The organism is Wujia sp. (genome assembly GCF_056872695.1).
In genome coordinates this window covers 205,078-216,294 of sequence record NZ_DBMFCD010000005.1, presented here as the reverse complement: position 1 = coordinate 216,294, position 11,217 = coordinate 205,078, and the positions used below count along the sequence as shown (strand labels likewise).

Sequence of the window (11,217 nt, the reverse complement as noted above, 5' to 3'; positions counted from 1 at the left end):
AACGGATAACTTAAAATTATCCATCATCTTCAGAAACAACATTAGATAGTGCCTTAACTTGTTGTACTGTTTATATTGACACAGCAACGGCACATGCGGTTCTGCATAAAAACCTCTAAACCATACATACTAGCTTATGTATAGTTTGGAGGTTTTTTTATGGACTGGAAAGATCTGTATGATGATAACAACAAGCTCAAGGTGCCTCTGCGGCGGAGCTTAGCTGAAAATAAAAAGGTGCTTGGCATCCTGTTTGAAAACTGTGGAGATGTAGTGCAGAAGTCTTTCGCGATGGAGCGGGCGGAGGGCGTGGTGTATATGCATGTTGTATATATCGATGGCTTGACGAATAACGGCATGATCGAGGAGACAATCCTGAAGCCGATTTCGTACGAATGGCGTGGAAACTCGGCGAAGGATGTTTGGGACAGCATCTTATATCAGGAGGTTCAGACGGCGGATATCAAGGAGGAAACATCCTTTGACAAAACCGTCGGTTCAATCCTGAAGGGCGATACGGCAATCTTCATTGATGGGTATGCGAAGACAATGATCGTGTCGTCGAAGAAATTACCACTTAGGGGAATCTCTGAAAATGATACGGAAGCGGGTATGCGCGGACCGAAGGACAGCTTCAATGAGGGGTTCCGGCAGAGTACCGCATTGATCCGGCGACGGATCAAGGATGCAAAATTGCGTGTGGAGCAGGATACGATCGGAGAACGCACGCGGACGGACTATGCGCTTGTGTATCTGGCAGATGTAGCGACGGAGGAGTTAGTTAAGCGGGTGCGGGAGGACTTGCATCGCTATGATATTGATGCCATCTATGATAGCGGGATGGCGCAGCATTTGATGGAGAACTGGTATTCACCGTTTCCGACATTTCAGTCGACAACCAGACCGGATAAGGTGGCAGCCGGTATCACGGAAGGCAGAGTGGCAATCGTGTTCGATAACTCTCCGGAGGTGATACTGGCACCGTGTAATCTGAACATGCTGCTGCAGACGTCCGATGATTATTACAATCGCTGGGCGGTTGGGACATTTGCGCGGATCATCCGGTATATCGCGGCATTTCTGGCGGTGTCCCTGCCCGGACTTTATATCGCGATTACTGTGTATCACAGTGATATTCTCCCGACGAAGCTTCTGTATGCGATTGCGTCAGCGCGGAGCATGGTGACATTTCCCGTGGTCGTGGAAGTAATCCTGATGGAATTTCTGTTTGAGCTTTTGCGTGAAGCGGGGATACGTCTGCCGGGGCCGCTTGGTAACACGATTGGTATTGTGGGCGGCCTGATCGTCGGGCAGTCTGCGGTGGAGGCGGGCATCGTGAGCACGATGGTCGTGATCGTTGTAGCATTGACCGCGATTGCAAGCTTTGCAATTCCAAATGAAGAGTTCGCATCGGTGTTCCGCCTGCTCAAATTCTTCGTGATCATTCCGTCTGCCATCTGGGGTTTGTATGGATATATTCTGGCGCTTCTGGTAATCGCGGTGCATCTGTCGGGGCTGATGAGCTTCGGAATCCCGTATATGTATCCGATTGTCGCCGGAAATGGCAAGCGTGCCTATGCAAATCAGGATTTCATGCTACGGGCACCAATCTCGTGGATGCGGAAACGCCCGATCTTTGCACGCGAGGAGGAACGGATGAGGCTGAAACCCCATGTGACGAAGTCAACAGGAGAGGAGGAAGAAAATCATGAATCTGGCGGACGGTAAAATCTCCAAACGGCAATGGTTCCGCATGAGCTATCTCGAATGTGTCACGATCAGCATGATGATGATTCCGTATATTACATTGTCGCTTGCGGGGAAATATCATGTGCTGGCACTGGTGGTCGGGCTTGCATTTGTCGTGTTCTATGGCGCGTTGATGTTTTTTCTTGCGGACTTTGTCCCGTGCGGTTATATCAATGCGATCCGGAATCATATGGGATGGACTGCCGGTATATTGGATGTATTGTATGCCTTGCGGTATTTGCTGCGTGCGACACTTATCGCGGTCTTTTTCTCCATGATTTTGCAACGCTATCTGCTGCAAAGCTTCTCCGTATGGTGGATCTTCCTGCCATTTCTTGGAATTACATTGTATGGCGCGTCCAAAACGATGGAAGGTCGCGGACGGATGTTTGAACTGCTGTTTGGATGGATGGTCGTGCCACTCATATTGATCGTTGTATTCTCGGTATCGAATATCGACGTTGGCGCAATCATGCAGGGAATCACCTCACAGTCGGAGGTATCGGGCGTGTTCAAGGGCGCGTATGCAATTCTTCTGGCATTGTCGCCGTTGGAATTGCAGCTCTACAGCCGCCCATGTGTGAAGGAGAAAGACCGAATGGCGGGAATCTGGCTGCTTGTCTGGGTCTTATTTACCATTGTATTTGCGTATCTGTTTATCGTGGCAATCCTTGGCTATGGCTGGACGGCAAGTGACACGACGGCATCGTTCAATGTGATGGAAGCGGCGTCTTTTCCGGGCGGGGCGGTGGCGCGGCTTGACTATCCGGTGATGGCGTTCTGGATTATCGGTGTATTTGCGGTTGTGAGCGGTTATCTACACCAGACGCGGGACTTTCTGTATTCGCTGTGTGAAGTAAAGCATAAATGTGGTCGTGCCTTGACATTCGTCGTGATGTCCGCATTTGCATGTCTGTTTGCATATGGAATGCAGTTTGAATCGGTCGTAAAATATGGCATGCGGTATTTCCTGTATGCAGATCTTGCAATCGGCATAATATTTCCTCTGATCGTCATGTGGGTGAAGACGAAAAAACGTGTGAAATGGGGAATCGGGTTTGTCTGTCTGACTGTGCTGGCTGCAGTTGGAAGTGTATGGATTGGGAATGAAAAGCTCGGCAGACAATTCATACAGAATGATTTCACTGCCTCAGAGCAGAAAAAGGAAACGTTGGAATACCGGGATTATGTGCTGGAAATGCAGGTGGAGACTGCAAAGGACGGGTATCAGTTTACATTTGTGATTGCGGATATCGCCGGGTACGAAGGGGAAAACAGCATTAAGCAGACGCTATACCATGTGCAGGCGGACAGTCTGGAGATGGCGGCAGATCTGTACCGGAGAGAGAACGAGCGGCAGTTGGATTTCGGGCATATGAAGCAGATCGCGGCGGATATGACGGGACAGGAGATACATCCGCTTTTGCTGGAGCTTGGGCACCGATCGGGAATCTCGAAATCAATTCCGGTCATGATGGAAACGGATGGCGCGAAATATATTTTGCGGGAAATGATTAAAGCTGCTTACGGAAGGGAAAGCTTGTAACGAAATCAACTTTCGATGGAGGAGTTCGTTATGGGGTATAAGATTCTAAAAGGTGCAATGGTCGGAATCCTGCTTGGAATATGTGGCGGGATCTTACTTACGAGTGTGCTGCATATTGCCGGAGGCGGGAGTGTACGTGATGTCGTCAGTCTGTTTCGCGAGGGGAATATGAAGATGCTATTTGCAGGTCAGAAAATAAGTGATGAGGATCAGGCAGAGTTTGAAGCTGTGTTTGGAGATGCTGCTATGGAGAGAATCTGTGCAGGTGGTACGGAGACGGCAGATGGTATGTACGGTAATGCAGATGGTTCTGCGGGGGAGTACAGGCATGCGGATGATGCAAACGAAGTGTACAATCGTGCGGATGGGTATAATGCATCAGGGAATACAGATGGTATGTATGCGGATGTCTACGAGGACGCAATCCGGAGTCCGGAGAATGTGATCGTGCGGTTCCATGTGCGGGCGAACAGTGACAGCGAGGAAGATCTTGCACTCAAATACGAAGTGCGGGATGCGGTGCTGGCTGAGCTTGCAGATGGTCTGGAAACGGTGGAGGATGATGGAGCAGCACTGCGGTATATCATGCAGAAGCTGCCGGATATCAGACAGACTGCGAGAGCGGTTGTAGATGAGGCGGGGTATGATTATACAATCTCTGCGTATGTTGTCAGAGAGGAATTCCCCATCCGGGAATACGGCGAGCTGGTGCTTCCGGCGGGAACCTACCGGGCACTCCGCGTCGATATCGGCGCGGCAAAAGGTGAGAATTTCTGGTGCATGTTGTATCCGATGATGTGCTACACGATGGATGCAGGCGCGGTTGTCGATTCGGAAGATGCACAGAAGCTCGCACAGGCACTCGACGAAGAAAGCTATGAGAAATTATTTGTGAAGCGGGATGCAAAAGGGGATAACGTTAAAGTAAGATTAAAGATTCTTGAATGGTTGCAGGATACCTTCTAAGTTGCTATAATAATTAGATATGGAGATTAAGAAGTTTGAATATATATCAGTATGTTCATTGCATTTTGCATAACCATTACAGGTATGTGAATTATGCGTTTCAATAATTACTATTCTTAAGCAGACCATATAAACACATCGGTACTTAATAAGCTGTGCCAGCTATTTGGCTGGTGCAGCGAATTTAGTACCGCTATGTGTTTCTCTGAGCGAGAGCGAGTCTGCGCAGAATAGTAATTGTTGAAATGCTGATTGGAAGAGTAGATGGTTATGCAAAATGCGATAAAAATAATACATAAAGAAAGGCAAAAACCATGAAAAAGAATCTGGCAGTTATATTTGGCGGCCGCTCATCTGAGCATGAAGTATCCTGCGTGTCAGTTGTTACAATCGCCAAAGCAGTAAATCTTGAGAAATACAACATGTTCCTGATCGGAATTACAAAAGACGGTGAGTGGAAGCTTGTAGAAGATATCGCAAGCATCGAGGATGGAAGCTGGAAGGAAAGTTCCGTTTCTGCAATCATTTCCCCGGATACAAAGGGCGGACTTATCATTTCGCAGGACGATATGATGAAGGTGCAGCCGATCGATGTGATTTTCCCTGTATTGCATGGCATGTATGGTGAGGATGGAACGATTCAGGGATTGTTCGAGATGGCAGATATCCCATATGTCGGATGTGGTGTGTTTGCTTCGGCTGCATCTATGGATAAGTTCTATACAAAGCTGGTCGTTGATACACTTGGAATCCGTCAGGCTGTTTATGTGCCGGTGCTGGCAGAACAATTGGATGATATCGACGAGGTGACAGCCCGCGTGGAAGCAAAGCTTTCTTATCCTGTATTTGTAAAGCCATCCAAGGCAGGTTCTTCCAAGGGTGTTTCCAAGGCAGATGACCGTGCAGCATTGGTTGTTGCACTGAAGGAAGCTGCAAAGCATGATTATAAGATTCTGGTTGAGGAGACGATCGTCGGTCGTGAGATCGAGTGCGCTGTCCTTGGCTATGGCAAGGGTACAAAAGCATCCCGCGTGGGTGAGATTCTTGCGGCAGCAGAATTCTACGATTTCGATGCCAAGTACAACAATGCAGAGTCGAAGACTGTGATCGGTGCTGACCTTCCGGACGGAAAAGAGGCAGAAGTGCAGAAGGACGCGGTTGCAATCTTCAATGCGCTGGATGGATTCGGGCTTTCCCGTGTAGATTTCTTCCTGGAGAAGGATACGAACGAGATCGTATTTAACGAGATCAACACATTACCAGGCTTTACTTCCATCAGTATGTATCCAATGCTCTGGAAGGATAAGGGATATTCGATTGAGAGTCTGGTAGAGACTCTGATCGAGATGGCAAAGGAACGTCCATAATGAAAGCAGTCATTGAGTTTGAAAATGTAGATGTGGAGACCGGTGAAGTGATGCGCTCGCAGGCAACTGCGCTGGCAAGCATGACGGAACAGGGCATGAAGCTTACTTACGTGGAGGATGTGTCCGGGGATGGACACAAGACACGCTGTACGATGCTGTTCTCCGACAATCGGCTCCGTGTGACGCGGTGTGGCGAATTGAATTCGGACTTCGTATATGAGCATGGCTTAACGCATCACACGAAATATGCAACCGGTTATGGCTCGATTCCGGTGACCCTGCAGACGAAGCATTTCCTGCACACGGCAGAGGGTATCGATTATGAGGCAGCAGTTCTGGCAGAGGAATTTTCCTTACGTCTTGCACTGCAATATACGATGGAAATGGGGAATGAGTCGCCGATGGAGCGGAAGATGAAGGTGCATGTACATAATTTAGCGGATTAGGTATGCCATACAGATGATTAAGTAAGCATAGAAAACCGGATGGATTACAACAAACATGTAAATCCATCCGGTTCTTTTATTTTTCTGTATTTCTCTTTTCTTTCTTCTTTCTCATCGCCAGCCATACGAACAGCACCGTAAGCACCAACGCGCCAGCCGTAATGATACTGCATCGTAACGTGTCCTCAAACCATACAGATGGAATGAACAGCACACTTAGGTTGATGCTGAAATGTAGGATCATGCTTGCAAGCAGTGTGTCCGCTTTGTAAGCCACAAATCCAAGCAGACATCCTAAGATGCATGCGTAGATGCCCTGTACGATGTTGCCATGGTACAGCCCGAAAAGCACACCCTGAAACAGGATAGCTATGGCAGGTGGCATGTAGCGCTTCGCATACCCCATGATCACACCGCGGAAGAACAATTCTTCGCCGATCGGGGCAATCGCAAAGGTTGCAATCATCATCGGAACTGCACGGTTTACACCGACCGCCTTGGATACAAGGTCGTAGTAGGCTGCAAATGTATCCGGGAAGAGGGGACTTACCAGATTCAGAATTCCGTCCACCATGATCTGGATTGCAACACCGGCAAGCAATAAAAATGGAGTCCGTATAGAACAGACGCATGAAAAAATATTTTTCATGCGTCCTTTTGTATTATCTTCAGAAGTTTCGTTTTCAGATACGATATTTCCACGATAAAATATGCGGTAGTACCAAATTCCGAAACAAATCAGAAATACGATATGCTGTGCAAGCACGAGGTATGCCTGATTCATGGGCTGGTTATAATCCATTTGTAAAATCTTGCCAATCGTATTGTCACTGTTTGATTTCTCATCAGAATGCATATTCTTAAAGAAAAGAATTGCAATGTCGATAAAGTTTAATACATACTGTGCCAACACAGCGACCAGAAATGGTGTAAAGGAACCGATAATATCTTTCAAATTTGCCGGTTGCTTATTACATCTTGTCACTGATTTTCTTCGCTCTTTCTTTCTCTCGACGAAGCTCTTCCTTGGACTTCTCAACAGGCTTGTCTTTGCCCTTGGATTTTGCTTTCTCGAGCATTTCTGCGTTTAACTGCTTCTGCATTTCAACCTGACGCTTCCGCATACGTGTACGCCAGTTACCTTTTTTCTTCTTCTTACCGGTTTCTTCTTCCTGCGTTACCTTCTTGCCGCGGACGCTCTTGACACTGATGATGTAGATACCGCTGACCATCGCTTTAACTTCGCCTCTGGTTGGAAGCTCATCGAAAATCGCATCGTCGCAGATCATGTTCATAATCTGTGGACCAACCTTGACCTTCGCGATTGGAAGCTTTGCTTTCTGATAACGCTTTGGTGTCTGTTCCATCACCATTTTCGGAAGTCCGGCGTCTTTCATCGGCAGCATTTTCTTGTCGATGATCAACATATTCATCGGTTGAGCGGCTTCTGCCATCTGTTCTCTCTGTGCGCTTTGTTTCTTCTGTAGCTTGTCACCGACTCTGTATAACACGAACATAATCGCAAGTGCTACCACGATGACAATAATCATGATTAACCACCAAGGCATGGTTCAAATCCTCCTCTAAATGTTATTTTTATCATACATATCCTGTATAAGCTGTGGAAATTCTGCATATCGCTCCTTGCGTTCCTTTGGAGGAAGCTCACAAGGATAGATTGGCTTTCCGAATTCAATCGTTACGTTGTGGCTGTGAATCCGTCTCTTCGGTGCAGATTCAAGCATCAGATCGGAACGGCAGATCGATACCGGGACAATCGGGGATTTCGATTTTTCTGCCATCTTATATCCGCCTTCGCGAAATGGCAGAAGTGTGTCGGTCTGGTTTCTTGTTCCCTCCGGGAATACGACCATCGAATGTCCCTGTTTCATGTACTCTGTTCCCTGTTTAATTACGGATAAGCCTTGCTTGATATCGTCCCTGTCTAAGAACAGACATCCGATATCCCGCATATAAAGTGGCAGAAGCGGAATCTTTTCCATTTCTTTTTTGGCAAGGAAGCCAAGCGGCTTGCCGATTGCCTCATGATAGATCAGAATATCGAAATAACTGCGGTGGTTGCCGACGAATAACACCGGTCCATCCTGCGGTATATTTTCTTCTCCGATGACGTTTACTTTGCAGCCGGACAGTTTCAGTTCAAACCGGAAGAAGCCGGATACAAACTTGCGTGCTTTTTCCCATGATTTCTCAGGTTTTTTCTTCCATAGCTGTTTCATGTATAGATGGTATGGCAGACAGAAGAACAGTGCCACCATCAGTACGATTCCAACTCCCAATGTCTTCATAGATACACCTCTTATCGTCCAAACATTTTACAGGTTTCATATAATCTTGCTTCAAGTTCATGTGTCAGTGCGTCTTCTTTGTATCTCCATGCCCAGTTTCCTTCTCCGACACCCGGTGTGTTCATACGCGCCCAGGAATCTAAGCATAATACATCCTGCATTGGTACAATCGCCATGTTGGCAACAGAGCCGAAGCATGCACGGATCATGATCCAGCAGATGTCATAACCATCGGTTGAGAAGTAGCGGCGCAGCTTGTCTTTGGAAGCTTCATATGCGTGCTTGTACCAGCCGAGGGTTGTATCGTTATCGTGTGTACCTGTATAGCAGACACAGTTACGAACAAAGTTGTGTGGAAGGAAATCATTTTCCTCCGGATTCTCAAATGCAAACTGCAATACCTTCATGCCCGGCAGACCGAATTTGTCGCGAAGCTCGATAACCGAATCATCGATTTCACCAAGATCTTCAGCAATAATCGGAAGATGATAACCGAGGGTTGCCTCTAACTGTGTAAAGAAGTTTACACCCGGTGCTTCCACCCATTTACCGTTGATGGCGGTTTCTTCGCCATAAGGGATCGCCCAATATTTATCGAATCCACGGAAATGGTCGATTCGCAGGAAATCACAGAGTGTCAGCTGGTAACGGATACGATTCAGCCACCACTCATAACCGGTCTCGGTATGCTTCTTCCAGTTATATAGTGGGTTGCCCCACAACTGCCCGGTCGCTGAGAAATAGTCTGGTGGAACTCCGGCAACGACGGTTGGGTATCCCTTAGAATCTAACTGGAACAGGCTCTGGTTTGCCCATACATCCACACTGTCCCAAGCCATGAAGATCGGGATATCGCCCACGATGGAAATGCCTTTATCGTTTGCGTATTTCTTCAAGGTTGTCCATTCATAATAAAACAGGAACTGGATGAATTTGTAGTAGCCCATCTCGGTATCGAGCTTCTTCACCCAGGTTTCCTTCTGCTTCTTGGTTGGTTTCTTCAGGTTGTCTTCCCACATGTACCAAGGCATGCCCTGATGATAGTCCTTGCCTGCCATGAACAATGCGTAATCCTCCAGCCAGACAGATGTCTCGCAGAAATTATCGTACGCCTGCTTCATCTCCGGATTATCATGGATACCATCAGATAAAGATTCGTCGTGGAAACGGGAATAAGCAAGCTTCAACAGACCTGTCTTAAACTCAATCAACTCGCCATAGTTGATCTGCTCCGCGTTCCATGCCGGCATATCCCGGAAGTCTTCATCGTAGAGAAGATGCAGCTCCTTCAGATGATCCAGACTGATGATAAGCGGCTGTCCCGCAAATGCAGAGAAAGGCTGATATGGAGAATCTCCAAATCCGGTATGTCCGAGCGGCAGTACCTGCCATGTGTTCAATCCCGAACGTTCCAGAAAATCAACAAATCTATAAGCGCCTGCACCCAGCTCACCGATGCCGTAAGGCCCCGGAAGTGAGGTTGGATGAAGCAGGATCCCCGTGTATTTCTTTGGCTTTTTACTAGTGCCAGCTTCTTCTGCCATAATATTTTTGCCCTCCTAATTATGTATCTCCTATAAACCAAACTTCATTATACCGAAAATCCAGGAAATTATCTATATAATTTGTAAAGTTTTTCAAAGAGTGGAATGGCTTTTTCGACCATATCCGTTGTCACGCAGTAGGAGATGCGGAAATGTCCCGGACATAAGAAGCTGTCACCCGGTACGATGATCAGGTTCAGCTCTTTGGCTGCGCGCCAGCAGAATTCATTTGCATCTTCCGTCAAGGCGCGTGGGAACATGTAGAAGGTTCCGCCCGGTTCGACAATCTCGTAGCCGATGCGTGTCAGTTCTTTGTATAAAATATTCTTGTTCGTCTCATAGATTGACAGGTCACTTGTCTGGTCAAGCACAGACTCCACAGCCATCTGGATGATGGAAGGCGGGCAGTTGTGACCGGTAAATCTGGAGATCTGACCAGCCATAAGTACCAGAAGCTTCGCATCCTCGCAGGCTGGGTTCACAGCCATGTAACCGATACGCTCACCCGGCAGAGATACAGACTTACTGAAGGAATAACAGCAGATCGTGTTCTCATACAACTTGGAGATAAATGGTGCGTCCACACCGGCAAATACGATCTCCCGGTAAGGCTCATCGGAGATCAGGTAGATCGGATGTCCATATTCCTTCTCTTTTGCACGCAGAATATCTGCCAGCTTCGTGATCGTGGCAGTTGAATATACAATACCGGAAGGATTGTTCGGAGAGTTGATCAGGATTGTCTGAACATTTGGATTCAGGGCTTTCTCAAACTCCTCGAAGTTAATCTGGAATGTAGTAATATCCGCGGGAATCACGGTGAGCTTGGCACCGGTACCTGTCACATATGGAACATACTCCGGGAAGTACGGAGCGAAGGTGATAACCTCATCGCCGTCCTTTGTCACACAGCGAAGTGCATGTGCCAGCGCACTGGCTGCCGCACTCGTCATGAAGATGTGATCCATCGTGTAGTTCATGCCAAAACGTTTATTCAAAGAATCGGCAACCGCCTGTCTCGTAGAAGGAAGTCCAAGCGATGGGCTGTAGCTGTGCAGCTTCACCGGATCCTCGGTCTGCAACAGTTCGATCATACGATTGGTAAATGTCTGTGGTACAGGAACAGATGGATTTCCGATAGAGAAATTGTAGATATTCTCCATGCCGATTTCGGCCCCTTTTTTGTTAGCATAATCAAAAAATTGGCGAATGATAGAACCTTTTCCTGTCATATCCTTGTAGAATTCGTTAATCATGATATATTTCCTTTCATTGATGATATTGATTTAT

General features: G+C 47.3%; 10 protein-coding genes. 5 read left to right on the top strand and 5 right to left on the bottom strand.

Going from position 1 to position 11,217, the window contains the following annotated elements:
- Positions 1-159 precede the first annotated feature (159 nt).
- The 5 genes from ACZQK9_RS07035 (at position 160) to ACZQK9_RS07015 (ending at position 6,074) form a co-directional block, all read left to right on the top strand.
- Positions 160-1,728: a spore germination protein gene (locus ACZQK9_RS07035; RefSeq protein WP_483270114.1), complete on the top strand. Its 1,569-nt coding sequence runs from the start codon at positions 160-162 to the stop codon at positions 1,726-1,728.
- The gene (locus ACZQK9_RS07030; protein ID WP_483270113.1) at positions 1,709-3,295 is read left to right on the top strand and encodes a GerAB/ArcD/ProY family transporter; all 1,587 of its coding nucleotides are present in this window, start codon (positions 1,709-1,711) and stop codon (positions 3,293-3,295) included. The genes ACZQK9_RS07035 and ACZQK9_RS07030 overlap by 20 nt, the downstream gene beginning before the upstream one ends.
- A gap of 30 nt (positions 3,296-3,325) precedes the next feature.
- Complete coding sequence (locus ACZQK9_RS07025) at positions 3,326-4,261, top strand: stage II sporulation protein R (RefSeq protein ID WP_483270112.1); 936 nt, start codon at positions 3,326-3,328, stop codon at positions 4,259-4,261.
- Positions 4,262-4,575: 314 nt separating this feature from the next.
- On the top strand, positions 4,576-5,628 hold the full coding sequence (locus ACZQK9_RS07020; RefSeq protein WP_483270111.1) for a D-alanine--D-alanine ligase family protein: 1,053 nt from the start codon (positions 4,576-4,578) through the stop codon (positions 5,626-5,628).
- Positions 5,628-6,074 (top strand): YwiB family protein, encoded by a 447-nt coding sequence (locus ACZQK9_RS07015; protein ID WP_483270110.1) that lies wholly within the window; start codon positions 5,628-5,630, stop codon positions 6,072-6,074. The genes ACZQK9_RS07020 and ACZQK9_RS07015 overlap by 1 nt, the downstream gene beginning before the upstream one ends.
- A 76-nt stretch (positions 6,075-6,150) precedes the next feature.
- Here ACZQK9_RS07015 and ACZQK9_RS07010 read toward each other — a convergent pair whose 3' ends face one another.
- The 5 genes from ACZQK9_RS07010 to ACZQK9_RS06990 form a co-directional block, all read right to left on the bottom strand.
- A complete protein-coding gene (locus ACZQK9_RS07010) occupies positions 6,151-7,059 on the bottom strand; it encodes a CPBP family intramembrane glutamic endopeptidase (protein ID WP_483270109.1) in 909 nt (302 codons plus the stop codon).
- Positions 7,046-7,642 carry a hypothetical protein gene (locus tag ACZQK9_RS07005; RefSeq protein ID WP_483270108.1) on the bottom strand — a complete coding sequence of 199 codons (597 nt, stop codon included), beginning with the start codon at positions 7,640-7,642 and terminating at the stop codon, positions 7,046-7,048. Before ACZQK9_RS07005 ends, ACZQK9_RS07010 begins: the two co-directional genes overlap by 14 nt.
- Positions 7,643-7,657: 15 nt before the next feature.
- Positions 7,658-8,383: a lysophospholipid acyltransferase family protein gene (locus ACZQK9_RS07000; RefSeq protein WP_483270107.1), complete on the bottom strand. Its 726-nt coding sequence runs from the start codon at positions 8,381-8,383 to the stop codon at positions 7,658-7,660.
- An 11-nt stretch (positions 8,384-8,394) separates the two neighbouring features.
- Positions 8,395-9,927: a 4-alpha-glucanotransferase gene (malQ, locus tag ACZQK9_RS06995; protein ID WP_483270106.1), complete on the bottom strand. Its 1,533-nt coding sequence runs from the start codon at positions 9,925-9,927 to the stop codon at positions 8,395-8,397.
- A 68-nt stretch (positions 9,928-9,995) separates the two neighbouring features.
- Positions 9,996-11,183 carry a pyridoxal phosphate-dependent aminotransferase gene (locus tag ACZQK9_RS06990; protein WP_483270105.1) on the bottom strand — a complete coding sequence of 396 codons (1,188 nt, stop codon included), beginning with the start codon at positions 11,181-11,183 and terminating at the stop codon, positions 9,996-9,998.
- Positions 11,184-11,217 lie beyond the last annotated feature (34 nt).

Bases quoted from the DNA above. Each gene is read 5' to 3' on its own strand.
- ACZQK9_RS07035 (WP_483270114.1), top strand. From the start codon at position 160: ATGGACTGGAAAGATCTGTATGATGATAACAACAAGCTCAAGGTGCCT.
- ACZQK9_RS07030 (WP_483270113.1), top strand. From the start codon at position 1,709: ATGAATCTGGCGGACGGTAAAATCTCCAAACGGCAATGGTTCCGCATG.
- ACZQK9_RS07025 (WP_483270112.1), top strand. From the start codon at position 3,326: ATGGGGTATAAGATTCTAAAAGGTGCAATGGTCGGAATCCTGCTTGGA.
- ACZQK9_RS07020 (WP_483270111.1), top strand. From the start codon at position 4,576: ATGAAAAAGAATCTGGCAGTTATATTTGGCGGCCGCTCATCTGAGCAT.
- ACZQK9_RS07015 (WP_483270110.1), top strand. From the start codon at position 5,628: ATGAAAGCAGTCATTGAGTTTGAAAATGTAGATGTGGAGACCGGTGAA.
- ACZQK9_RS07005 (WP_483270108.1), bottom strand. From the start codon at position 7,642: ATGCCTTGGTGGTTAATCATGATTATTGTCATCGTGGTAGCACTTGCG.
- ACZQK9_RS07000 (WP_483270107.1), bottom strand. From the start codon at position 8,383: ATGAAGACATTGGGAGTTGGAATCGTACTGATGGTGGCACTGTTCTTC.
- malQ (WP_483270106.1), bottom strand. From the start codon at position 9,927: ATGGCAGAAGAAGCTGGCACTAGTAAAAAGCCAAAGAAATACACGGGG.
- ACZQK9_RS06990 (WP_483270105.1), bottom strand. From the start codon at position 11,183: ATGATTAACGAATTCTACAAGGATATGACAGGAAAAGGTTCTATCATT.